Consider the following 24,612-nt stretch of genomic DNA (forward strand, 5'->3'; position numbering starts at 1 on the left):
ATTCCAACCACGAAATTTTTTCGAATTGGCGGCTGAAAGTCTTACCTGGTCGGATTGTTGGCCAGCAAGTTAGCTCGTGTCCATCATGCTCATCTCTTCGAGTTGTGTTATTTCTCAACCAAGCGGTTGCCTTGCAACTGCTTAGCTTGCCAAGGCCCCCAGGTTTACCATGCGTGTGAAGTTAAAGGCCACGGCATGCCATAACGCTACCGCTTTGACCTTCACCAGTCCTCGAACTTTGAATTGCCGAAGGTTCCGATTGCGGCAGTCCGCATTGGGAAACTCGGCAACCGACGGGCGCGTCTTGTAAAGCTCTTTGTATTCCTCTTTGGCCATTCTCGCGCGAAACGCTGTGTATTCGTCGCTTTCGCCAGGTTGCTGCGCGTGAGGATCTTTGCCTTTGCTTTCCAATACCGATCCACGGGGGATCGTGGAGACGACTTCGGTCCCTTTAGACTCTACGGTCTTAACATCGCCCTTGGTTGCGTAAGCGGAATCGACCAATTGCGTCTTTGGTGTCTTGTCGTAAGTTGAGCACACTTTCTCGTGCATTGGTGCCATTTGGCCACTGTCAGTTCCCGAGTTGATAACATCGACAGCGACTATTACTCGCGAGTCAGCATCGGTTGCGAACTGGACGTTGAAGGCCGGATCGAAGCCACCATTGGCCATCTTCATATTACGGGCGTCAGGGTCCGTAGTGCTCACGCGAGTCTTTTCGCCGTCACCTTTTCTCCGAGACTCGCGCTGCTTACTAAGCTCCTCAAACTGTCGCAAAGCCTCATCTAATCGCTCTTGACGCTCACGCGATGCTCGTTCGACTGCCGCTTGGCGACGTGCGTCTCCATCGGAACGATCGCATTCGTTCTCGGATTCTTTCTTCAATCTATCTACGTGAGCCTGAGCCTGCTGCTGCAATGACTCAAGCGTCGGCTTGCGGCGAAACGAACTACTGCCTGCACTAGCCCGAACGCGCATTCCGTCTTGGGCAATGGTCTCCAGGGGCACCAGACCTTGGGCGACCAACGAGGCAACCGTGTCAACGAGCGTCTTCTCCAAGAATGCTCCGTTCTCCACTCGAAAGTCGCTCAACGTGTGATAATTGACCGTGACATTTCCGAGCGTCCATAAATAGGCTATGTCCGTCTCGCATCGGCGACCAAGTTCTCGGGCTGTGCCGATGCCATCCAAGGTTGCCAGAAGCCACAGTGAAACCAGTATCTCCGGCGCAATACTATTGCGGCCAACGGTGCTCTTGGTGACAACGATCTTTTCATACAGAGGTTCTAGGTCCAACGTTTTGACAAACGACCAGACAATGCGAGCACGATGGTCGCGCGGAAGCATATCTTCAAGTGAAAGCATGTGCATTTCCACTTGAATACGATGGGGGCGGGAAACACGAGCAAGCTGCGATGGTTTTTGAGTATTCATACTATAGTTGTAGCGCCCAAAATTAATTTGCAAACCACTTGGCTAAAAATTCACAGCCTAGCCGCGTGACGGGCTGTCGATTTAATAGCAATTTGAATTCTAACGCGGAGGTTGCGTCCCATACTGCCTTGCAGCGGCAACTATCTTTCCTTGCTCACGCAGCGGGTTACTATTTCGACAGGCCCGGTAAGCAAGGAAAGTTGGTCTCCGCTTCACACCGGTTACGGAAGCTACCTCGACGCCAAAGCCGAAAAATGCCCTAAATTTGACTAACCACCGCCAGGAGGTCTGTCCCCCAAAGGCTAGCTCTACTGGGGGGCTGGTGTAATCGCACGCTTTCAGGCACCACCCGTTCTAGCCGGGGGGGCTATTGCGGGCTGGCAGGGGCGGTTTGGTAGGCCCTGGAGCGGAATAGGAATTCCGTTAGGTTTCCCTCGTGAGGCTGGAGCCAATTTAGCCTATTGGTGGGGATGGGGCCGATGTTGAGCCGATCGACGCTCGTGCTCTCAGTAAACTGGTCGATCAGTTCTCCATCTTCAGTAATCAGGGTACCGACCAGGGTGGGGCCGATCTTCTTCAGTAGTTGTTTCTGATCGCACTTCACGACGCTGACGAAGGGGAACATGTATTCCTTGCTGGCGATCGCACGATCTGGACTGTCCGCCGTGGCCACCACGGGCTTCAGGTAGGCGCAACGTTCCTTTTCCACCAGTCGATCTCCAAATTGTGCGGTGAGGTCGGTCACTCCGCTCTCGGCGAGGTCTTGTTGGACCATGGCCCAGGTTCCGGTAGCCATCTTAGCGTTGGTGAAAGCCGCTAGGCCAGCTTGATCGTCTTGGGGAGGCAGGACCGCGGTTGGGCCAAGGCGCTCGGCTAGAGCGGCAGCGATCTTTTCGGTATGCCGCGAAGCCCAGATTCCCGAGCAGTTGATGCAGCTGCGGCCACTGTTGGAAAAGACGCTTTCGACCATGACATCGAGGTAGTCTTCCCAGCGATCTACGCAGTCGTCACCAAAGATGATTTTCGAGAAACCGGGGCCATGCGCTTGGACCCGAGGATTCCCCGCGTACTGTTCCACCGTTTGGGCGCTGCCGAAGACCATGGACCGTGGCGATCGGCTGAGAAGGGCTTGGCCCACATCGTGTCCACCGGGGTAGAGAGCGAAGGCTTCTGCTGGAATGCCGGCTTCAATGAATGCGGCGACCATGCGATAGGGGGTCCAAGGCTCTTGGCTACCCGGCTTAAGCATCAGTCCAATTTGCAGGGCCACTGCAGGCAGCCACAAGGTATGCACGCCGGGGGAGTTGTTGGGCAGCACAGCGCCCAACACCGGTGTTTGTACTTGATAGCTGACGGTGACCCCGCGTCCTTCGTCGCCATATCCACGCGTCAGAATGTTCAGATCGAGTCCGCGGGTCAGCGAGTCGAGGATCTGCTCCATGTTAGCCAGCACGAAGGAGTTCTTCTTCATGTTGCCGCGACACATGTGCTCCGGCAGTCCGGTGCTCGCAGATTGTTGGTGGATGAACTCGTCGACCGATTGTGTGCCATCTCCCATGGGGAGCGTTGCAGTTTCGAATAGCTCTGCTGCTTTTTTGCATCGCGTCAGCAACTCTGACGGAGCGATCGCGCGCAGCACTGCACGAGCACGCGCGGTGTGTTTCATGTCAAGCTGCAGCATGCCGCCGTTGACTTGACCAATGCTGGCGATCGGCTCGCCAGTATCGAAGTGAACCACTTCCTGAGTTTCGAGGGACTTGTAAGGCTTCCCCCAACGCAAGGCATTCAAAGTCAACACGCTAAACAGCTCCAACCTATAAAGACGCCTCGTTCGGCGCGGTTTCTGATAGAAAGATTTAGGGGTGCGCTTTTAATACACGCCCACGGTAGTTTGCGAGGCAATGGCGTGGTACGGTCGCACGCCACTGACACCGTCCCAAGGGTATTTGGCGAAAGGCGCCTCGCGTTCCCCTTCATCCCGCTCGAGAAAGCCGGGGACAAAGAATTCTTTGGTCAGCGTGTAGAGTTTGACGCGACCGGTTGCCTGGTAGGGGACGACTTGGTGGTGATCGTCAAAATCGACCACTTCGACCACGGCGCGAGGCTGCGGTGCGTAGTAAGCAATCTTGTAGTCATCTTCCGCAGTAATCGGTTTGCTGCACGCCAAGCCCATCAGCGTATTGCCGTAGGTGGGAGTCATGTACACGCCGCTTTCCTCAGCGGGGCCTCCCAGTAGTTCCTCGACGCAAAAGCGAGTCCACTGAGGAGTGAACTCGGTTCCGCCCGAGAAGATTCCGGTAATGCCGATTTCTTGAATACTCGTCCCCTGCTCCGCCAGGCCGTAGGCCAACGATTCCAGCAGCTTGGGAGTGGTAAACATGCACTTGATATCGTGCCCTGCCGTCAGAATGGTAATGGCTTGGTCAATGCAGTGCTTTTTGTACTCTTCCAGGTGCTCCATCCAGCCCTTTTTGATCAGCTTGACCACCCATCGTGGATCGAGATCAATGCAGAAGCTGATGCCGCCACGATGCTGGCACAAATGCTCAACGGCCAATCGCAAGCGTCGCGGACCGGAAGGGCCGAGCATCAACCAATTGCCACCCTTAGGGAAATACTCATCGGGAAGTGTATCGCTAAACAGCTCGTAGTCGGTGCGAAAGTCATCGATCACCACGCGACTCTTCGGTACTCCCGTTGTACCACCCGTTTCGAAGACGTAGGTGGGGCGTCCATCGAGGCCCTTGGGAACCCACCGTCGCACGGGACCGCCACGCAACCAATCGTCCTCGAACAGTGGGAACTTCTTGAGGTCTTCGAAGCTCTTGACTTCCGTCAACGGGTCGAATTTGAGGTCGCGTTTCTTTTCAAGCCAGAATGGTGAACCGGTACTCTCGTGGAAGTGCCACTGCACCGTCTCGACAGTGTGGGCGTCTAGTGCCGCGCGTGCTGCAGCCTCGGAATCAGCGTTGTTTTGTCCTGCGCTCTCGACCGTCATCTGTGCGTTCTCTTGAGGGGAGTGGTGGGGATGGGGATCAGCCAAGGTGAGGTTGACGAGCATAACCGACTAGACCGGTCGAGACAACTATCCGTGGCTATAGGTACGAAAAAACGCAGGCCAAAGATGACCTGCGTTTTAGAATTTTTCGAACTGAAAGCTTGCCTCCAATTAAGGAGTGACGATTCCAGTAGCGACTGGAGGGGTGAACCCGTCGTCGTCGTCCGCCAGGGCTGCAATGCCTACGGCCAGACCAGCGATGCCCAGTAGTCCACCGGCACCACCAAATCCACCGCCGCCACCGCCGCCGCCGAATCCACCGCCACCGGAGAATCCACCACCCGCAGGGAATCCACCGCCGAGAGCTGGAGGACCAGCAAATTCTTCAACGATCATGGGAGGCTGGTTGGCAGGTGTCGATGGTGCGATCACGGGGACCATCAACGATTGCTGTACGACTGCATTGTTCATCTTGGCCGCTACAAATCGCGACGACTTGTCGTTGGATGTCAGTTGGTTTCCAGCGGTCTCGTCGACAACTTCAACGCCGATCGAACCGAAGCCAATTCCGCCCACGACCAGGTCGTATGCACCAGCCGATTGAGGATGGAAGGTAAAGCGTCCGGTGCTATCAACCGCAGCTGTTTCCGTAACCACACCGTCTTGAAGAATCTTGACCGTGTGAGCTTCAGGAGTTCCGTTTCCATGGGAGAAGGAAAGGTAGCAATCGACAACACCACCGTTCATCGCTACGCGTTGCGATTGAACTACGGGGCCAACAGGTTCTTGAAGTGGGCCGTAGGTCGATTCAGCAATTGGACCTGGCACAAACAAGCTTCGCAGAATTCCATCAACCTCAGCGCGGTTGAGATGGGTTGCGTAAACTGCCATGCCCTGGTCTGCAGCACCTTGCGGGTGCGACAGGACTTGTACCGCGTGAGCCGCAAAAGTGTTGGGGCCGGCAGCGGTCAGGCCGTAAACGCCAGGTGCCACTTTCGAAAGGATGAAGTTGCCATTGGAGTCGGCTGTCGCCGAAGCTACCAAGGCTTCCCCGTCACGCAGTTCAACCACCGAGCCGGCTTGTGGGGTGGTGATGCCACCTGCTCCGACGGTGACGACTTGACCCTGGACGTTTCCTGCTGCATCAAGACTAGCCCAGCCACTGTGATAAACGCCTGGTGCAACCGTGGAAGATGCGGTTTGAACCACTTCCTGAGCGACGGCAAACGGTGCTAGACCGCAGCAGACAAGCATCGCTGCAATAAACTTTTTCATGCTGTAACTTTCTCGGGAGAACAAACTCGGGTGTATTTTAGTCTGGGTTGGTACTTTAGGGGCAATACGTCGCATGCGTCGAGTTTAGTAAGTCGACCGATTAAGGTCAATCGAAAGGGCTCGAAAATCATGCAATCCTCATAATTAGTTACTTTGGTGCCACTCTTGGCGTGTAGATATCGCTTACGCTCCCCCTGCTGGCAGGAGGATTGACTCGCTTTCCAATCGGGAAGTCGTCGGCGCGTGTCCGCGTTCCCAGCGGAATGGTGCGGTCGGAGCTCTTGGTTTTCAGGTAGCCCATGAGCTTGTCGAGCGAAATTTGCTGCACACCATTCTGCCGCGCCAGTTTCATGAATTCTGCATACTGGGTTGCCTTGGCTGCCTGCTGTTGCCGCATTTCGTCGCTGGCATTCTCCGGCAGGCTCAAGTCGGTTCCTAGCACTAGCCAACTGGTATTATAGGTCATTTGTCCGGTTGAGGTTCCCTCGGGGGAGATTTCCGCATCGATCGATCCGCCAGCCGTTCCAATCAGCTCGCGAATTTGATTGATGTCGTCCTTGCCGTCTCCGTTGACGTCCATGACGCCGACCAGGGCAAAGCCGACCTTGCGTCCAGGCCGCCAGGCAGGAGAGTAAACCTTGTCCCCTTTCATGATGGTCTTGCGGTAGTCGTAGTCCTGAACCGTAGCTTGGCACAGGTGGGCATCGAATACGCGATTGACGATCAGCTGAGCTTTGGGCTTGGCTTCGCTAATGTTGACGGCCGATTCGTCAATGACGGAGAACGGCACGCCTTCGCGGAGTCCATCTTCTTTGCCTAGGTTGATCCATACCACGGTTCCACCGTTGGCGACATCAATGATGTCACCTTGAGGTGCCGCGAAGTCCGGATTCTCGTACTGAGCCAGCTTGTCGGTGAGATCGTCGATCGCCGCTCGTTGGCGGTCGGCGGTGGCGGTCGTGTTCTTCAACTCGTTGGTGACGGCAGCCATCTTGGAGTCCAGCATTTGCTTGTATTCCCCAAACTTGGCGACCGCTTCGTCCTTCTGCTTGTTAACTTCTGCCAGCATTTTGGCATGTTCAACGCGGGTTTGTTCGAGGTCGGCTTCCGCCTTCTTTTGCGCCGCGACCGCATCTTCTGCTTTCTTGGTCTCACGCTGCACGGTAGCTGTTTTTTCTTCGGTCAGTTTGGCTTCACGCTGCCGAGCGGTATCGATGTCCACGTTTCGCTCACGCACTGTATTCAGCAGGTACATGGGCAAGGCCATCAAGTCCTTTTCGTTGGCCGGCACGCTGGGCGCGAACAACTTCATCGCTTCGGCATAGTCTTTTTCCACCATCGAAAGCGATTCATCCGCCTGGAACTCGGACTGCATCCGCTCCATGTCCTCTACGGAATTCTCACCGTAGCCGAGCATCGACTTCAAGCGTTCGACACGCGAATCCGATTTGCGAACCGCCGCGGTAGCGGTGGACAATTGCTCATTTGCCGCATCCAGCTTCGTCGATAAGTCTGCGTGACTACGCCACAAAAAGAACATTCCGAGGAGCAATGCGACCGACAAAAACGCCATAGTGATGACGTATGCTTGCCAGGCGAATAGGTTCCTGTCGCGAACTGCCATGTCTGGGATCCGAGAAAAGAGTCCGGGAAAAAGGTGGACAACCAGCCACGCTATTGCGGACGAACTGGTCTGATCAGCAGTTGTCAGTGTATTTACCCGCTCTCACGTCGTCAAACTTTTCGCACTCCTTCCCGCCGTTCCCATCTGATTTTCGGGAACAAAATCCCCCAATCCCTAGGATCCGCACAACTATTCACGTAGCTACGCTTATTCACGTAGCTACGCTCGCCAGAGCGTGGATAGCATCTATTCACGTAGCTACGCTCGTCAGAGCGTGGATAGCATCGCAATTGAAGCAACAAGTACCGTCTGGCGACGGTATCTACGGTACGACTCGTGCACCAGTTACCGGCGAATTTGTACCGGCGAATTTGGGAACTGTGAAGCAAAACGGCGGGTGAGAGCCCTCCAGCATGGGGGCACAAGGGCCACGCCAACGAAAATGAGGCAGATCCAGCCCACCAGCTGCCCGGCCGCTTGGACCAGTCCCCAGCGCCCGTCGCGCCGTGGGGAGGCTAGGATGCCATCGGCTACCAAGCGATCGGTCGCTTGAAGGATTCGGCCACTCCCATCGATGTGCGCCGAAATTCCCGTGTTGGCTGCCACTAACATGGGAAGGTGGTTCTCGACCGCAATCAGGGTAGAGCAGGCCAAGTGGTGGTCCAAAATAGAGGATCCTCGAAACCAGCTGTCGTTGGTGACATTAATCAGGACGTCAGGGGCCTCTCCCCGCGCCCTTAAGGTACCGATCTGCCAGGCCACCAACTGCGGGAGCGTGCTCTCAAAGCAGATGTTGGGAGCGAAGCGGACTTCGCCAATTTGAAACGACCGGGCATCCTCACCTGGTTGCGTCCGCAGGGGGTACAGTTGCCGCAACCACTCCATGGCCGCTCCCCAAGGAATGTACTCGCCAAACATCACCAATTGCATTTTGGCGTAGTGCCCCAGCACCCTGCCATCTGGGCCAATAAAGATAGCCGCATTGTAGTCTCGCTGTTCCTGGTCGTTGATGACGATCGCGTCTCCCCCTACTAGCAAGTGCGGGCTCTGCTGCCTGGTTGCCTCGTCGGGACGCAAGCGAAAGGTTTGTCCTCGAGCGGCAGCCAACACCATGCCTATCTTCGTGAAAAACGCTTCTTGGATCGCTTCGATCTGTCGGAGGACTAGCTCGGGAGCACCCTGGGCCATCGCTTCCGGTAATTCTTGGGGTAGGTTGGGGGAAATCCAAGGCGTATCCCCGCCCGTAAAAGTCGACTCTGGCCATACCACCAGAGCAATTTCTACTCCGGTGGACCGGTGCTCATTCGCCAGTTTCCGAGTTAGCTCCAAATAGCGATTCCACGCCTGCCGGTACATCGATCGGTCTGCGTCGAACTGCGTCGGGGTATTCTCCTGGACTAGCAAAACGTTGAGGAGAGGCGGAGATTGAGCCAGTTGATCTGCCTGCCGCAGTCGCCATCCTCCATACGCGAGAGTTGTCATCACCAAGCCGCTTGCCAGCCCTAACGCCGCCACAGGGAAGGGACGCTGTGCTGTAGCTTGGCTGAGAGTGGATTCCCGGTTGGCCAGCCGCTTTCTCAATCTTTGCCGGTCCAACAGGTAGACCGCCAGTTGGTAGGCAGCGACGGCAACCGCCATCATGATCCAGCTCAATCCGTACACGCCTATTTGATCGGTGATTTGAATTGTCAGCGGATGCCTAGCTTCGGTGTGCGCCAATAAATTGACTGCGAATCCGGTCATGAATAGGCTCCGAAACAGCTCCAGACCAACCCAGGATGTTGGTGCAGCGAGTAGTAATGGGAGTCGCAGTTGTTGCCGTAGTAGACGCGTCATTCCCACGAACAGCGGGATGTAGCAAGCCAGGTACAGGGACAGGGCTAGCCAACCGAAGTAGAGTGGCCAATAAGCGAGGCGGATGCCTTGGAGCGTTGCCAGCCAAAAGAGGCAGCCGCTGAGCCAAAGTGCCGTGTAACCCCGCCGTGAAATGGGGGGCTTGCGATCGGCTACGACCAGCCATCCCATTGGTGCCAGCCAGGCCAGGAGACTCAGGCCAACTGGCGGAAAGGCTGCCCACAGAGCCACCGCACTGGCGAGCGAGGGCCACAGCACGCTGCGCCAGTCGGATGCCGGTTGGCCTGTTGCAGCCGCCGGTTTTTCGGATGGGGTGGCGCGTTTGGTGCGGGGCTTCCTTGCCATAATCTGTATCTTGCCCAGTCTAGTGGTTGGTGCCAAGCTGCTCGCCACTGTCGTTCCCGCCAAGTGAGGGAATGGCAGTCTGTTATGCCTATGCCCAGTCGAGTGGGCGATGCCAAGCTTCAAATAGTGCTTGCCACGGGCGGTCGACCAAGGTGCGATCGGCGGCTGCTATCGTTACGTTGGCTCCCTCGACCACTTCTCCCAATCGCACGCACGGAACGCTGCCGAGCAATCGCTTGAATTCCGCCTCATGAGCCACATCGACTTCGATCAAAAAGCGGCTGTTGCTTTCGGAGAATAGCAATTCGGTAGCTTCGATTCCAGCCTGCCCTAGGGCTTCTTGGAGATCCACCGACAGGCCCAATTGTCCGGCAAAGGCCATTTCTGCAAGTGCCACAGCCAAGCCGCCTTCGCTCAAGTCGTGGCAAGCTCGCACGCTCTGAGCCCGGATCGCCGCATGCACTGCTTGGAAGATCGCCTGGGCCTCTCCGAGCCGAACCTTGGGAACTTGCCCGCCCGATTTCTCCAGGACTTGCAAGACGTGGGAGCCACCCAGCTCGCGGTGCGTAGCGCCGACCAGGTAGATCGGATTCCCCGCCTCTTTCAGGTCCATGGTCACGCATTGGGCGACATCCTCCACCTGCCCCATCGCACTGATCAGCAGTGAAGGTGGGATGGCCAGCGTTTGCTTGACACCCGCTTCGTCAACCCAGCTGAATTCGTTGTTGAGGCTGTCTTTGCCACTAATAAAGGGAGTTTTCCAAGCGATCGCCACATCGTGGCAGGCAAGTGCGGCGCGAACCAGTGTGCCGAGCGTCTCGGGACGGTCCGTATTTCCCCAACAGAAATTATCCAAGATCGCGATGCGGGTTGGGTTGGCACCGACGGCCACCGCGTTGCGAATCGCTTCGTCAATCGCACTGGCTGCCATGTCATAAGGATCCAGATCGCCGTAGTAAGGGTTCATGCCGCAGCTGATCACGACGCCCCGTTGGCTCTCGAGTCGCGGTCGCACCACGGCGGCATCACCCGGACCGTTGCTCTGTGGGCCCACAAGGGGTTTGATGGCGCTGCCGGCTTGGACCTCATGGTCGTATTGCCGAATGACCCAATGCTTGCTGGCAACATTGAGGGAGCCGAGGATGGCGCTGAGGGCCTGCTCCGTGGCGGCCTGGTCCATGGCTGGTAATTCCACCTGGCGGACCGCTGGAGCCGCGTAGGTCGCTTCACGGACGACTGGTGGACGCCCGTCGTGCAGGAATTCCATCGCTACCGAGCCGACCTCTTGGCCGTCATACATCAATCGCAGCATGCCCGTGGGGACAAATTGCCCAATGACCGACGCTTCGACTCCTTCGGCGGCGCACAATTCTTGCATCCGCTCGAGCTTTTCAGGTGGCACGGCAAAAACCATTCGCTCTTGCGCTTCGCTGATCCAAATTTCGGTGTAGCTCAAGCCAGCGTACTTCAGGGGCGCTCGGTCGAGCCACACTTCGGCCCCGAGTTTTTCACCCATTTCGCCCACGGCGCTGCTGAAACCGCCCGCTCCACAATCGGTCACGGCGGAGTAGAGCTCTTCGTCGCGAGCTTGGAGCATGACGTCCAGCACCATCTTCTCGGTGATGGCGTTACCAATCTGCACGCTACCGCCACTAATCGACTCGCTTTCGCTGGTCAGTTCGGCACTGCTGAAGGTGGCTCCATGGATTCCATCGCGTCCCGTTCGACCGCCAATGGTGACAATGTAATCTCCAGGTAGCGGTTCCTTTTCAACTTTGTCGACCGGCAGCAACCCGGCATTGCCACAGTAAACGAGTGGATTTCCCAGGTAGCGAGGGTCGAAGTAAACGGCGCCATTGACGGTGGGGATGCCCATCCGATTGCCGTAGTCACGCACTCCGGAAACCACCCCCTTCATCACGCGTCGCGGGTGCAGAACACCTGGCGGTAGCGTCGCTGGATCGGTATTCGGGGGTGCAAAGCAGAAAATGTCGGTGTTGCAAAATGGTTTGGCGCCTAGGCCGGTGCCCATGGGATCGCGGATCACGCCGCCAATTCCCGTGTTGGAACCTCCATAAGGCTCGATGGCACTTGGGTGATTGTGGGTTTCGACTTTGAACACGACATGGTAATCGTCGTCGAATTTGACCACCCCTGCATTGTCCGAGAAGACTTTGACGCACCAGTCGTCGTCCCCTAATTCTTGTCGAATCTGCACCGTTGCCTGGAAAATGGTCTCTTTCAGCATGTTTTTGAACTGCTTGGAGCCGTTTTCGTCGGTGTACGCGATGCGGCCGGCCAGGGTCTTGTGGCTGCAGTGCTCGCTCCACGTTTGGGCCACTGTTTCCAGTTCAATGTCGGTCGGTTCGCGATTGAGCCCCTGAAAGTGAGCTGCGATCGTCTGCATTTCCGTCAGGGTCAGGTAGAGCTGCCCCTGCTTGCTCAGCTGGAGTAGCTGTTCGTCGTTAAGCTCTCGAATCGGGACGCGTTGCAGGGAGAACTGATAATCACTGCCCGCATCGAGTTTCGTGAGGTTCAGTGGGCCGGTCACCACTCGCTCAATCGAGTCGTTGAACAGTAGCTTTTGACAGAGTCGTTTGAGTTGGGCGGGATCGGTGGCGGCGGGGAGCCAGTATTTTCGCAGCGTAGAAACTTGCTCGACCGGCAATCCCATGTCTTGCAGGGCTTGCAGCGTGCTGAGAGCTACCGGATCCATCACTCCCGGCTTGGGGAGTACGTGCACCAACTGCGATAAGTCCACACCGTCAGCAGCGGTTCGGGATTGGGCCAACACTGCATCCCCCATGGGGGCCACCGTCGCGGATTCTGTGACCGAGTCGGCCAACAGCTGCTCAGCCGCTTGGGCGACCTGCTCGGCCGAGAGTTCGCCTTGCAGCAGAAAACCTCGGGAGGCAGCAATGGTAAGGTTGGGATCGAGTCCCAAGTCGCGGGCATCTGCCGCTAATGTTTGTCCAGCTACGTCGTTTTGGCCTGCCGCTGGAAGAACGTCAATTTCCCACAGAGTCACGTTTCTGTTTTCCTGCTACCAGAAGTTTTTCGAGTCGTTCGTTGTCGCCGCTCTCAAGCGCCGCAATCCACTGCTGCAGCTGGCCTGAAAAATCGTTCAGTGCTTCGAGAACCGGACCGTGGTTTTCGGTCACGATCTGTCGCCACATCTCCACATTGCCTGCTGCTACACGTGTTGTATCGCGCCACCCCGAAGCCGCTAGGGGGAGCACCGCATCGGGAGTGGCTGCAGCAAGCGCTGATGCCACCAAATGGGGGAGGTGGCTGGTGCGTGCGACAGCCTCGTCATGTTGCTCCGGCGTCATCCGTGCAGTGCGACTTCCCATCGCTTGCCAGAGGGCTTCGGTCTGTTGGATTGCCGCTTCGGGGGTTTGGGCCATCGGCGTCACTACGGTCAACTTGTCGACAAACAAATCGGCTTCGGCAAAGGCAACGCCGCTTTTGTCACTGCCCGCCAGCGGATGGGAGCCGCAGAACTGCGCCGTTGTCCCCGCCGCATGCTGGGGGTGGCTGCCGTTTTCCTCTTCGAAAACCTGGCAGATCGTTGCTTTGGTGCTGCCCACATCGGTGATCAGCCCCCCTGCCGGCATGGCCGCTCGGCAAGCTCGGATCTGGTCGGCTACCAATTGGACGGGAGTGCAGATGATCGCCAAGTCGGCGTTTTGGCAGGCTTCTGACAGATTGAGCGTGAATTCATCCAATGCGCCCAGGGCAAGCGCTTCGCGGAGCGGTGTCTCCCTGCGACCTACACCCACCACACAGCCCGCGAGTTCCCGATCGCGCAGCGCCATCCCGAGGGAACCGCCTAGCAGTCCCACGCCGACAAGGACGACACGTTCAAATTTCACCATTGGACATGCTTTTGTAGTTTTATCTACCCACGAGAATTTTCGACACGGATTCTACAGGGTTGCGTTGCTCTCCGCGAGCACTCCCAGGGATTGCGAACTTTTCCAGGCTGCCAGCGTTTCCCATGATTGGCCCCTCACATCGCAGCTTTCCCGCAAGGCATGTGGAAATCGCAACCCGCCGCGTGAGCAAGGCAGAGTAGTTACCGCTACCGGACAGTTGAGACGCTACCTTCGCAGTAAAACTGAAAGCCGCTCACCAAAGTGACAAGCTGCCGGTGGGGGCTAAATCGGAATGGGGTATGGTCCATTTGTCGAAAGTTTTGGGGCGAACACTTGCCTTCTGACTCGAAATGGCGAAGATGGAAGAAGCGAGAATTGCCTTGAAGGGGATTCTCGGCATTACTTCTGGGGGCGAAATGGGTTCGACCGGGTAGCTAGAAGTGATGGTGGCGTGTCGTGGTTGGTCAGTTGGCCACGTAAAAAGCTGACTAATAACTTTAAGTGCAGATGCAAATCTAGCATTGGCAGCCTAACAAGGTTGTCCTGACTGAGGGGGTCCGCCGGAGACGCCCGATTGTCAGTCGCAATTCCGGATCGTTCTTTACCGCGCAGGGCACGTAAAGGGCTAAAAACCGCTCCCAGCTGGCTTGCTCAGTAGCCTCGTCAATATGGCGACTGAGTGAGTAAGAACCAAACAATTGACTACACACGTAGAGGCTATCATGGAAATATCGCGGGACGCGGGTTCAATTCCCGCCGCCTCCACCTTTGGTCCTCGCCAGCATCCGCTGCCGGGGACTGACTAAAAGTGACAAAAGCCCTGGTTTTCCAGGGCTTTTTTCTTTTCCACTCGCAGCTTCCTGCTGCCCATCCGTGTCAACCGATGACGCCTATGACTAGGTGTGCAGTCCCGTATCCTGAAAAGGTAGCGGCATTGCACTCAGCGCCCTAGCTTGCTCAGCGATCGAAACATGGGGATATCGCATGGGCATCCGAACATCACTGTGGCGGGCAAGTTCCATTCCCTTGTGGAACGGTCACACCACTTCGCAGCGACTCCATAAGATGGGAATGACGACCCGCTGTATGGAAATCGGCGATGCCCTCTTCCGTGCGGTAATCGATTCCAGTGCGCTCCAGGTCCGTTTGGACCATCAAGCACGCCAATTTTTTTGGGGGGGAATGGCTGCGAAGCATGCAAGCCCTCCATCTCTTTTCGCAAATGGGAAATCCGATCGGGATGCAGTGGAAGAGTATTCGTATTGCGGTGTGTGGATGATTTGACTTGGTTGGTGACTGTTGGCTGAGCTACCTCTCTGCTTGACCGCCCCAACCGTCAAGTACCGCTTCGGCATAAACTGCGCCATTCACGTTGTGGTCATTGAGAGTCAAAACCCGATTCGGATGAAACACCCTGATGCCTTTGCGTTTGGCGTTCAGATCGGTAGCGCGCCAGTCTGCCGTCCGTCGTCGTGAAGTGCTTACTCGCGATAGACGTCGTCCGGTTTTGGGCCCAATTGCACTCGTGGGGCGATGTGCTTTCGAGTCCACCGCGTCGGCTTACTCGGTGGTAGCCGGCAGATTGGGATGGGGCTCGTCAACCGTTGGCTTGAGGTCACTGCATGGAGTGACCGTGACGTTGCCGAAGGTTACGTCGGCGTAGTGAGCCAGCAAGAGAGCTCCGCCATTGGCGACATCGGCTTCTTCGCTCGTAGTCACATCCCACTCCTTGGGTTCCGGCTGTTCCGCGTCCCAGAATTTGACCCGATAAGTGGTTGTTGACTCGGTCGTTGATTCGACCCGATGCTTCATCATGTACCGTTTGTCGAATTCAATTTTCCGTGGTGAGTCTTCCATGACATTCTTTTTACGACCACCGAGGATCCGCCAGCGGCATTCTTGCGGATGGTCTTGAATCATGAACTCTGCGGTCGCCCCGAGCGGATACCATTTCGTATTCGGCTGCGTAGGGGGCGCGTCGATCGCGTGTCCTGGCCAGCGGACTGCGATCGCAGCGTGAACTACGTTTCGCCCTCCGTCATCGGGCCCAGGTTTACGGAAGCCGTGGAACGTGACTGGCACCGTCACCTCGTAGTTCATCCAACTTTCATCGCCAAACGCTATGACTCGATCATAGTACGGCTCAATAACCCGCACGCCACCGGGCGTGAGTTTCCACAGACCATCGGTGACTTGGGCCACATCCTGAATGTCTTTTACGCTCGACCAGTCAATATGAAGAGGCAATTGAGTTGTCGATGGCGTGGCGTAGACAATCGCGACATTCGTGTTGATCTCGTCCTGGCCATCTCGTGCAAACAAGACAAGCGAGTTATGTCCCGTGCGTAAGTCAATGCGGTCGATTTCCACATTGAAATCTCCGAGATTCGCTAAGCGAGTTTTATTGGGACCGATGGTCAGCGTTTTTCGCGCGCCGCCATTGAGCGAGTATTCCAGCACCGCAGAATCGTCGTGCCCTCTCAATCGACCAAGCACGTTGATCCAGCGTTGCGGATTGCCTTGGTGACCAAAGCGTTGTCGTGATCCGTACCAAACGTCAATCGAAAGCGGTTGCGGCGATGAGCACGCTGGAGTGTTGGATGCGGTTGAGTTATCGGCGATGAGGCTGCTCAAGCTGCTGCCACTATTTTCGTGGAAGTGGGGCGACGCTGGCGTTTCGACTTTGAAAGTTGGCGTGCCGTCAGCCGATTCGTCGACGGTATCTTCTGTGGGTACAACCGTTCCATTCAGCAAGTCCTCTGGCACGGGCGTCTCCTGCGGAGTGTTGATCTTCCCGGTTGCTGGCGGCACGCTTTGTTCGACCGTATCGGTGGATGTTGTCTTCAGCAGCAAACCCGAACCGCCGCTACACTCGTCGACAAGTAGAGCGTTCGGATTCTGATCCAACGCGTGCCAACGGGCCTCGGAGTCCCACGGGTAGCCATAGACAACCCATTCGCCTTGATCGACGCAGCGGTATTGGACTCCCGCGTTGTGGCCCTCGACCTGATAGGAGAGCTGCAATTTCAAGTCACTGAATTTTCTCTCTTGTTGGAGCAGTGGTGTGTTCTCGTCAGGGCCGCTGTCTATCTTCGTTTGGCCCAGAATGACGCCATCTTCGACGTGCCAAAATCGCGGCTCGCCGTCCCCATCCCTGAGGCGTTTGCCGCCAAGCAGGTCCGTGGAATCCATTGTAGCCTCGGGCTCATTGGCACTCGCAGGATGAGGCAGGATCGACGATGCTAATAGGTAGAAGGTCAGTGCCAAATGCGATTTCGAAGGCTTCATATCTTGTGTACTCTCAGGTTGCTTTGCTGATCGTCGCCAGTATCCGATTGTACGAATTTACTGCGATCAGAGTCGACTGTTAATATTAATTGGTTGGAGAGTCGCGGACGCCTGTGGCCGTCGTTGATCGGTTCACTTCGGCAATATCGCTGATCGTGCCACGGCCAGCCTCACACACGCCCGCAAAGTGGACAAACCCATGAATCATGCCGTCGTAACGGCCACACGTCGTCGGTATACCCGCTTGCTGAAGGTGCTGAGCGTATTGCTCACCATTGAACTTGATCGTAGGCTGGAGGCGACTAGAAGCCGACGAGAGCAGGCTCGTAAGGCCGAGCAACAAGTTGCGAAGCTCGAAGGTTGCAGCTACAACAGTGCACAGCCGTGCGCAGAATTGCGCTCTGCAAAGGTGCAATCTAAACGTCGCACGATCGCGAAGCTGGAAGTGGAGTGACACTTGCCGAAACGCCCGAGACGGTTGACCAAAAAATTACGGTGGGAAGCCTCAGTTCGTCGCTACTTCAGAACTCGGCCTTTTTCAATTACCGATGAACTAAGACACTATTAGTTGCTTGATCGATTATGAACGTACAGCTCAATTACCTGATAAATATATTGATCACTGGGGCCTTGGTTTTTGATACAGCCGATGCTTTTTCTCAGACAACAAACATGCCCAAAGAATTTAATTTGGCCATAGTTCAGATGTATGTTGAACCAGGGGACTTAGCTAAAAACCTTGCTCATGCCGAAGCACTCATACGGGAAGCTTCTGTTAATAAGGCCGATGTAATACTTCTTCCGGAAGTCATGGATCTTGGATGGACACATCCCTCGGCCAAAGAGTTTGCCGAACCCATACCCAATGGCGAAACATGCAGACGACTTTGTGAATCTGCAAAAGTTAATCATGTTTATCTATGCGCGGGAATTGTTGAGAGAGACGGAGATTCCATTTACAATTCCGCTGTAATCATTGATAACAAGGGGAAGGTTCTCATCAAGCATCGCAAACTAAATGAACTTTCCATTGGACATGATGTATACGATCAGGGAGATCGCCTGGGAGTATGCCACACACCATTGGGTACTTTCGGTTTGATGATATGTGCTGATGCATTTGCCAAAGATCACGTTCTCAGCCGATCGCTTTGTTATATGGGGGCGGATGTTATTCTATCTCCTGCCAGTTGGGCAGTTCCTCCGGATCACAATAACAAAACTGAGCCCTACGGTGATGCGTGGCGTGGATTCTATAAGCCTGTGGCACGTGAGTTTTCCGTCTGGATTGCAGCTGCAAGCAATGTGGGCCCGATAACCGCAGGACCCTGGAAGAATTGGAACACCATTGGATGTTCCCTATTAATCGGTCCCGATGGAAAGGAAATGCTGAATGGTCCATATGGAGCAAAGGCAGAAAAGATCCTGTATCACACAATAAAGCCAACACCTCGTCCGGCTCGAGGAACCAATTGGAGTAAATTCAAGCCTGATAGCTAGAGACGCCTGTCCTGATCTGCCCTGCATGGGGTGCGAAGCGACGACAGGTGATGGCCGGGGAGTAAGCCCCAGTCGATTTCTATTCAGTAGTTAAGCAATCTCCAGTTTACCGAACAACACAGCGCTATCATCGGCGGGTACGTCGAGCACTTCGAATCCATGGCGCGCGTACAACATCCGCGCTGGATTGTTGGCTTGCACTTCGAGCGTGACTGCACAGTGGCGATGCTGCCGCGCGAAGTCGCTGACAGCACGGAGCAATTGTGAACCGATGCCCCGTCGTTGAAACCCTGGGTAAACCGCCAAATCATGGATGTTGATCAGCGGTGCTCCCTTGAAGGTTGAGTAGCCCAAGAAGCATAGCGCCATGCCCACGATGTGACCGTCAACTTCAGCAAAAAACAAGCGGCATGCAGGCTGCTTTTGCAGCCCTGCGATCAGTGAGCATTCCACCGAATCGTCCAGCGGTCTCATTCGCCCTACCAGCTGACTTGCGTACGAATTGAGAAGTCCAATCACGGCTGTTTGATCAGCGGCTATCGAGAGGTCCCCTGGACGAATGCTTACCTGAGCAGGCTTTTCCAACGATTCAGGCTGAGGGAGTGGTGGAACTCGCTTGGCTGGATGCATGGCAATTATCCCCTGATGTTTTGTTAGTTCGACAAGGCTTTACTGGAAGCAAACTCGGGTTGCATGCTTAATCCTCAACCGCTTCTCAATTCGTTTCAGTCTCGCCCCCGTTGGAGCACTTCGTCGACGGTTACCGTGAATGAGGCGGCGTTCATCGCCGCGAATAATGATACGGTAAATAGCGTTCCCCCACGGCAAGCGAGGTTGTCGTGGCAGGCCATTCCTCCGCATCAATCGAAAGTCCACCTCAGACTTCCTAACAGAAGGAGCATCGCAACCTCCATCAAACCCGCAACCCGCTTTTGACTTCAGTGGAGCGTTGCCTTGCCGATGTAGCGAAGGGAGGATGTCCACGTGATTCAACGCTAGTCTTTAATGCATCAACCGCATCGCTTTTTGGCGGTCTTGAACCAACGCGGGATCGGGATGCGGTGTTGCTAGCCTCGCATCTAGTTCTGCAATCGCCTTGTTCAACTCGCGATTCGCGGCGGCATGATCATCCGACAACAGCAACACTTCGGCTTTACGAATCTGCCATGCGCTTTTCAGACGGAAGTCTTGCAGTTTTTGTTCGATCATTGCGATAGCTTCTGCTCGCGACGCGGATGCACGCCCATCTTTTTGAGCTAGACCTCGGCCAGCATCGGCGATTAATGCATCACAGAGTGCGGCCTGAACTACGGGGCTAGCAGTTAATTCATAGGCGCTGCGCAGACCGCGAATTTGTGATTCGGTCTGACCGGCTTCTCGCTGGGCTTCGGCGCGCCACAGATACCATTGGATTTCGCTGCGATGGTTCTTCAACGCGATGTCAAACTCCGCGATGGCGGCTTGCCATTGCCGATGAGCATAGTAAATCTCACCGCGAATTGCATGCCCCGCGGTGCGCACCGCAGCGTCATGGCTGTCAAGCAATGCGTCGACTTGATGCAATAATTCGATAGACTCGCCCCCAGCCAGCTGCAACCGAATCAGTTCAATTTGGGTGAACTCCGACGTCGGATCGAGACGCAGAGCATGTCGCAGATCGCTCTTCGCCGATTCGTACTCTCGCAGCGCGCGATATTCGCATGCCCGACGAAACAGCAGATCCGCCGTGGGACCTTGAACCGATATTTTTTTGCTAAGCCTAGCGATAACGTCATGTGGACCGTCGTGAGCCAGCGAGGTGGATCCCGCAGCCAAGACGGCCAGCGACGCGATGTACAGGCAGTAGCGAGGCATGGTGCTTTTCTTTTCTCTAGGACGGCGTGTTCATCGAAAACTGCAAGTGCTTTTTCAACGTTCCCTATGCCAACGGACGTGCGATAGGTTACCGATGGTCTTGCAGGTCTGTAATAGTATTTTCGCTTTTGCCGGGCGTGTTCCGGTCGGGGCAACAACTGGCTGCTACACAAGCAGCTCCCTCGTATCTCTCTCGCAGGCTCAAACCGTCGAAGTCAGTTCGAGGGTGCGTGAGAACCGGCTTAGGAGCGGCCAGGCCGATAGTTTCTGGTGGCGAGCCCGCCGGGGCAAACCCGAAACGGAACTGTTGGTACAACAGAAGTTCTACCCCGCCCGTGACCAGCTTGAATGGCTAAATGTCAAAGTCCCTACTCATAAATCGCATATCCCACGGCGTACCGACAAAACATTGCGCAGGCGCCTGTCGCTTTGATGTGCGTTCAGCGTTTCGGTACTGCTAGTAAATAGGGGTCGAGCGTAAAATCGCTGCTACTGAGACTGACGTTGTGGCCTTCGACCGAGAGAATGTTGTCGTCATCAACGAGCAACTGCGTTGCGTTCGGTAACGGGAAGTATTCGTACCCTTCGGCTTCGTGGCTTTGGACGTCGCCAACATTCGCGCCTCGTCCAACTTTCACACCAACCCGTAGCACTTCCTGACCGTTGAGGTAGGCGATAAAGCTATCGTCGTAGGCGATCGCCAGGCCCAACTCGGCTATTTTTTCTTTGTCTCCGGGCGCCAGTTCGAATTCCCTCCTCGCATAAACGACAGAGTACGAGTCTTTCATCTCTTTCAATTCGGTGATGTCATCGCTATCGCCGTAGCCAATGCTGGTTTTACCAACTTTCCAGCCATCGGATTCTTCGGGAATCACCGCGATGGCAGTCCAGTTTTCTGCCGCGTGTCTCCCCGCCAGATAGTCCCATTCCGAATTGGGCTTGATCAATTCCGTCGCGTTTTTAGGGAATGGAACTGTACCCGATTTCTCACGCTTCGGTTTGTCGATAGCCACCGAATAGGCAGGTAGTGTGCGTGGGTTTTCAACAATTTTCGGAATCACGGTACCTTGTTTTACGATGCTAAACAGGTCGCTCGTTGCGCCACCGCGATCGACCATCATGCCGGTCAAGGTATCCCCTTCGACATCCAGGATCGTCGAACCATTTTCGACAATCACACGTTTCATCACCGGCGATGTTCCCAGACGCGTAACTCTAGCACCCCCATGTCCCGCTACCACTTGCACGGTCCCCTGATGAGCGTGCAGTCCTTTGCTCTTGCGGTACGCACCTTCCCCGTGGGGATTCCCGTCGCCGTCATCCAAAACCACTCCGGTCGCCGTGGTGGGCGTTTGATAGGCACCGTCGATCAGCATCGATCGCTCATAAATGTGCGAGTGTCCGGTGAGCACGAGGTCGACGCCGCCGGCTTCGAGTACCGGCATGATCAACTCGCGCATTTCAATCAGCGCCCCTTCCTTGTCACTATCATGCGAACCTTTGGTATAGGGCGGGTGATGCCAAAAGGCGATAATCCAGTCCTGCTTGGTGGCTTCCAAATCGGCTCGCAACCACTGCGACATCACGCCCGTCGGTGCGCGATCGAGATCATGAGAGTCGAGACAAATAAAGTGAATGTTGGCATAGTCAAACGAATAGTACGCCTCACTGGCTGAGGCCAATCCACCGGCTTCGGCTCGGGTGGGGCAGCGGTACGCATCAAAGTACGGCCCGATCCCCAGCAATCCTTTGGACGTTTTACCCTCATGGTTGCCCATTGCAGCCCAACACACGGTGCTCTGCAGTGTCGATCGATAGACATCGAAAAAGTTGCGTTGGAATTCGGCGTCGGTTCCCGATGGGTACGCCATATCGCCGACGTGTAGGAACAAATCGAGTGGACGATCTTGCTTGGTAACGAAGTCCTGCATGGCTTGATAGACGGCGGCTTGCCGGGAATCGCCCGTTCCTGAATCACCAACCACCCAAACTCGCACAGGCTCGACGGCGCTGGGGTTGGGATGTGTTCGGAAATAGAATTCAGCGCCGCCCGCCAACGGTGTCGCACCATCGAAAACGGCGTAATAATATCTTGTCGATGGCTGAAGATCGGAAAGGAAGGCTTCATATTGAACCGTCCCCACGGGGGCTGAGTGCAATGTCGGGGACGCATCGCTAGTCGTATCGCTAGGCAGCGACTCCGATGGCTCCAGGCCAGCCAGCGGTGCGTTACGGACTAAGATGGCAGAAGCGGCGACCTCCTGATCGAGTTGATCAGGTTGCGTCCCAAACCGCACCACTGGCTTGGTGGCACTACTGGTCCGCCACAAAATCGAAATCGACGTCGGCGTGGAGAGCTGTAAGTACGGCCCACGCGAAAGGATGTCGGTTTCGGTTTTAGCAACGCCCGGTTGCTGTGCCAGACCGAGCGGCGTGGCGGCGCAAACGAAGGCCGTGATGCAGCAAGCGGTCCAGGCGAAGGTCGTGGGTGAGAAAGGCCGCGATCTTGCTGCGGCAGCTGAATCAGCTCTGGTCATGGTGGGGTAACTGCTAGCGGAGGATCGGTGGGAGAGGAATTACATTATACCTTAATTAGGGAAGGGCTTGGCTGGGGCGGACTGAGGGCTCGAGTTTCACCCCAACCAGGTCTCAATTCGTTTCCGTTTCGCCCTCCTTGGAGCAATGCCCTTCAAACTTCTCTTTGCCCGTTCTACCATATCCGACGAACGGTTTGGGGGCCCCTGGATCAAGACGCTCCGTTCTCTCGGCTATCTCTGCGAGCGTTGATCCGGTGCATCGCAGGCAATTGTGTGCCTTTAGGTCACGTGCTCTCGCTGCCCTGCGAAATCCAACGATTTCTTCTGCTAACACACCGCACTCACTCGCCGTTGCTTGGGCACTTTGTCGAAAGTGAAGATCGAGGTCCTGCGCATTCGACAGTCGTTCTGTTCTTGGCTCTCACCAGTTGCTAGCTGAAGCATTCGCTTCACAAATCCTCTCCACCCTAAACCCAAATGTTTCGCTTGCCCTAGCGTTCCGTCGCCACGAATTGCCGCTCCTTCTTTCCTGCATTTTCGGTAGGCTACGGACGGATCCTTCCCTCCGAGGAGACCTTTTAAGTCTCGTGAGGAAGCGAGTCATGTGCCGGAACACATCGAACTCCATGCGTCAACGAGGTCGCCCAATGAACGCAAGCTCGTTGCGGTTGGGATCCTGGAATGAGAGTTTATGCCCCCCGGGAGAACGCCTTCCCATCCATGTAATAACAGAGCTTCCCTTCGGCGTCATCAATACTGAAATCAGGTCCCCACGACCAGAACTTCTCTTTGATTCGAAAGATCATGGCTGCTCCCAATGCGAAACGAATGCTCGATACACCACCAATGGCACAGGAAATGTAATCTTGAGGCGCTCTTGGATTGTCAAGTGCTGGGCTGTCGAGCGACGGAATCTGGATGACCGAATAGGCGGGCACTCGTTCCGAGTTTGACAGGACGGCGTCAGCGGTCGGTGCGCTCCGGTCACAGCGATCCGTTGCTCGATCCAACAGAAGCTGCGTTGATCTGGGCGGCGTGTGCTTAGTGCCGGGCGGTTGAAGGGGAAGAGCCTCCCGGACTCGTCGGGGTACGAAGGTGTGCCGACTGCACGCTGAGTCAGCCAGACGGGGAAGCAAGCGAGAGTTCCGGGAAAGGCTCTGCTCCCTAATGGCGAAGTTGCGCAGCACCTCAACGACTCTGTCATGACAGTAAAAGTGGGCCTTCGATGGGAATGAATCGGTTCGCAGCCTGGATCAAGGATGCCGCTGTGAGCGTCCTTTCGCCGTACACCTCCACCTCCACGCTGTGGCTCTCACGCAACTTCTGGACGACTAGATCGAAATCGCCATCGCCAGACGCGAGTACGGCTACGTCAATCTCTTTGGCAAGCTCGAGCATGTCGATCGTGATGCCAACGTCCCAATCGCCCTTCGCAGATCCGTCTGCTCTCTGGATGAATGGCTTGAGCTTCACCTTAAAACCAATGGTCTCGAGGATCTGTTGGAATTGAATTTGCTTCTGATCTTTGCGATCGATTGCGTAGGCCAAGGCGGCTACGACCTCTCGTCGCGCCGTCACTTGGTCCCAGAACCTCCGATAATCAAAATGACATCCGTGGCTCTGCTTGACCGTGTAATAGACGTTCTGTACGTCCACGAAGATCGCAACTCGATCCATGGGGTAACCCTTTCTTTGCGGCTCGCGACTGATGAGTGGCGACCAGCGTCCTTTGCCAGTAATTCGTCTCAGCGTACAGTTGCTAGAATTCCTCCGCCAGCATACGCTCCAGCAAGGTGTTCGCCTAGGATGCAGGGACGCACCACGGCACAGGCCCCACGGTTTGCCTGCGGAGGCGTTGAGATTTCAGCTGGGGCCGCTTCGACTGGATCAGAAGGTGAGCGTCAAAGTGCGTTCGGTGGAAAGCCTAGCCAGTCACAAGCGTAACCGCAACTGTAGCGTCGCGTCGCAGCCCCGGGTGACTCGCCAAGCGATCGCCTTGCCGAACGCTTAACTCTAGGCAATATT

The 24,612-nt window shown here is 55.8% G+C and carries 16 protein-coding genes and 1 other RNA gene; 2 read left to right on the top strand and 15 right to left on the bottom strand.

All coding sequences use genetic code 11. The features are described 5' to 3' along the window. Positions 1–141: 141 nt before the first annotated feature. The 8 genes from Q31a_RS03500 to Q31a_RS03535 all read right to left on the bottom strand — a co-directional run bounded on the left by Q31a_RS03500 (position 142) and on the right by Q31a_RS03535 (position 13,408). Positions 142–1,434: an IS1182 family transposase gene (locus Q31a_RS03500; RefSeq protein WP_145072667.1), complete on the bottom strand. Its 1,293-nt coding sequence runs from the start codon at positions 1,432–1,434 to the stop codon at positions 142–144. Between the two features lie 367 nt (positions 1,435–1,801). Beyond that, positions 1,802–3,232 carry an aldehyde dehydrogenase family protein gene (locus Q31a_RS03505; RefSeq protein ID WP_145074060.1) on the bottom strand — a complete coding sequence of 477 codons (1,431 nt, stop codon included), beginning with the start codon at positions 3,230–3,232 and terminating at the stop codon, positions 1,802–1,804. Between the two features lie 72 nt (positions 3,233–3,304). Further along, positions 3,305–4,432 carry a hypothetical protein gene (locus Q31a_RS03510; protein WP_145086789.1) on the bottom strand — a complete coding sequence of 376 codons (1,128 nt, stop codon included), beginning with the start codon at positions 4,430–4,432 and terminating at the stop codon, positions 3,305–3,307. Positions 4,433–4,603: 171 nt separating this feature from the next. Beyond that, positions 4,604–5,707, bottom strand: a complete 1,104-nt coding sequence (locus Q31a_RS03515) for a hypothetical protein (protein WP_145074064.1) — start codon at positions 5,705–5,707, stop codon at positions 4,604–4,606. 148 nt (positions 5,708–5,855) lie between these two features. Continuing rightward, complete coding sequence (locus tag Q31a_RS03520; RefSeq protein WP_145074067.1) at positions 5,856–7,331, bottom strand: hypothetical protein; 1,476 nt, start codon at positions 7,329–7,331, stop codon at positions 5,856–5,858. A gap of 345 nt (positions 7,332–7,676) precedes the next feature. Continuing rightward, entirely contained in the window at positions 7,677–9,530 is a 1,854-nt protein-coding gene (gene lnt, locus Q31a_RS03525; protein ID WP_145074070.1) for an apolipoprotein N-acyltransferase, read from the bottom strand. Between the two features lie 88 nt (positions 9,531–9,618). Then, complete coding sequence (purL, locus tag Q31a_RS03530) at positions 9,619–12,558, bottom strand: phosphoribosylformylglycinamidine synthase subunit PurL (RefSeq protein ID WP_145074073.1); 2,940 nt, start codon at positions 12,556–12,558, stop codon at positions 9,619–9,621. Then, a complete protein-coding gene (locus Q31a_RS03535) occupies positions 12,539–13,408 on the bottom strand; it encodes a prephenate dehydrogenase (protein ID WP_145074076.1) in 870 nt (289 codons plus the stop codon). The genes purL and Q31a_RS03535 overlap by 20 nt, the downstream gene beginning before the upstream one ends. A gap of 407 nt (positions 13,409–13,815) precedes the next feature. Here Q31a_RS03535 and ssrA point away from each other — a divergent pair. After that, positions 13,816–14,176: a transfer-messenger RNA gene (gene ssrA / locus Q31a_RS03540) on the top strand. 792 nt (positions 14,177–14,968) lie between these two features. On the opposite strand, the gene Q31a_RS03545 is transcribed toward ssrA, so the two are convergent. Both Q31a_RS03545 and Q31a_RS03550 read right to left on the bottom strand, forming a co-directional pair. Next, positions 14,969–16,696, bottom strand: coding sequence for a family 16 glycoside hydrolase (locus Q31a_RS03545; protein ID WP_145074079.1), 1,728 nt, complete (start codon positions 16,694–16,696; stop codon positions 14,969–14,971). Between the two features lie 85 nt (positions 16,697–16,781). Next, complete coding sequence (locus Q31a_RS03550) at positions 16,782–17,039, bottom strand: alpha/beta hydrolase (protein ID WP_145074082.1); 258 nt, start codon at positions 17,037–17,039, stop codon at positions 16,782–16,784. Positions 17,040–17,278: 239 nt separating this feature from the next. Here Q31a_RS03550 and Q31a_RS03555 point away from each other — a divergent pair, with 239 nt between their 5' ends. Beyond that, positions 17,279–18,196 (top strand): carbon-nitrogen hydrolase family protein, encoded by a 918-nt coding sequence (locus Q31a_RS03555; RefSeq protein ID WP_145074085.1) that lies wholly within the window; start codon positions 17,279–17,281, stop codon positions 18,194–18,196. A gap of 90 nt (positions 18,197–18,286) precedes the next feature. Here Q31a_RS03555 and Q31a_RS03560 read toward each other — a convergent pair whose 3' ends face one another. From Q31a_RS03560 to Q31a_RS03575, 5 genes are all read right to left on the bottom strand, one after another. Continuing rightward, positions 18,287–18,826 (bottom strand): GNAT family N-acetyltransferase, encoded by a 540-nt coding sequence (locus Q31a_RS03560; protein ID WP_145074088.1) that lies wholly within the window; start codon positions 18,824–18,826, stop codon positions 18,287–18,289. A gap of 372 nt (positions 18,827–19,198) precedes the next feature. Then, on the bottom strand, positions 19,199–20,050 hold the full coding sequence (locus Q31a_RS03565) for a tetratricopeptide repeat protein (RefSeq protein WP_145074091.1): 852 nt from the start codon (positions 20,048–20,050) through the stop codon (positions 19,199–19,201). A gap of 440 nt (positions 20,051–20,490) precedes the next feature. After that, positions 20,491–22,587, bottom strand: coding sequence for a purple acid phosphatase family protein (locus Q31a_RS03570; protein WP_145074094.1), 2,097 nt, complete (start codon positions 22,585–22,587; stop codon positions 20,491–20,493). A gap of 689 nt (positions 22,588–23,276) precedes the next feature. Then, positions 23,277–23,597 (bottom strand): LURP-one-related/scramblase family protein, encoded by a 321-nt coding sequence (locus Q31a_RS29910; protein ID WP_197356156.1) that lies wholly within the window; start codon positions 23,595–23,597, stop codon positions 23,277–23,279. Between the two features lie 190 nt (positions 23,598–23,787). After that, positions 23,788–24,264: a LabA-like NYN domain-containing protein gene (locus Q31a_RS03575; protein WP_145074098.1), complete on the bottom strand. Its 477-nt coding sequence runs from the start codon at positions 24,262–24,264 to the stop codon at positions 23,788–23,790. Positions 24,265–24,612: the final 348 nt, after the last annotated feature.

The sequence above is a fragment of the Aureliella helgolandensis genome (assembly GCF_007752135.1).
GTDB classification, from domain to species: Bacteria; Planctomycetota; Planctomycetia; order Pirellulales; family Pirellulaceae; genus Aureliella; species Aureliella helgolandensis.

Bases quoted from the DNA above. Each gene is read 5' to 3' on its own strand.
- Q31a_RS03565 (WP_145074091.1), bottom strand. From the start codon at position 20,050: ATGCCTCGCTACTGCCTGTACATCGCGTCGCTGGCCGTCTTGGCTGCG.
- Q31a_RS03570 (WP_145074094.1), bottom strand. From the start codon at position 22,587: ATGACCAGAGCTGATTCAGCTGCCGCAGCAAGATCGCGGCCTTTCTCA.
- Q31a_RS03535 (WP_145074076.1), bottom strand. From the start codon at position 13,408: ATGGTGAAATTTGAACGTGTCGTCCTTGTCGGCGTGGGACTGCTAGGC.
- Q31a_RS03510 (WP_145086789.1), bottom strand. From the start codon at position 4,432: ATGACGGTCGAGAGCGCAGGACAAAACAACGCTGATTCCGAGGCTGCA.
- Q31a_RS03555 (WP_145074085.1), top strand. From the start codon at position 17,279: ATGAACGTACAGCTCAATTACCTGATAAATATATTGATCACTGGGGCC.
- Q31a_RS03545 (WP_145074079.1), bottom strand. From the start codon at position 16,696: ATGAAGCCTTCGAAATCGCATTTGGCACTGACCTTCTACCTATTAGCA.
- Q31a_RS03500 (WP_145072667.1), bottom strand. From the start codon at position 1,434: ATGAATACTCAAAAACCATCGCAGCTTGCTCGTGTTTCCCGCCCCCAT.
- Q31a_RS03515 (WP_145074064.1), bottom strand. From the start codon at position 5,707: ATGAAAAAGTTTATTGCAGCGATGCTTGTCTGCTGCGGTCTAGCACCG.
- lnt (WP_145074070.1), bottom strand. From the start codon at position 9,530: ATGGCAAGGAAGCCCCGCACCAAACGCGCCACCCCATCCGAAAAACCG.
- Q31a_RS03520 (WP_145074067.1), bottom strand. From the start codon at position 7,331: ATGGCAGTTCGCGACAGGAACCTATTCGCCTGGCAAGCATACGTCATC.
- Q31a_RS03575 (WP_145074098.1), bottom strand. From the start codon at position 24,264: ATGGATCGAGTTGCGATCTTCGTGGACGTACAGAACGTCTATTACACG.
- Q31a_RS03560 (WP_145074088.1), bottom strand. From the start codon at position 18,826: ATGCATCCAGCCAAGCGAGTTCCACCACTCCCTCAGCCTGAATCGTTG.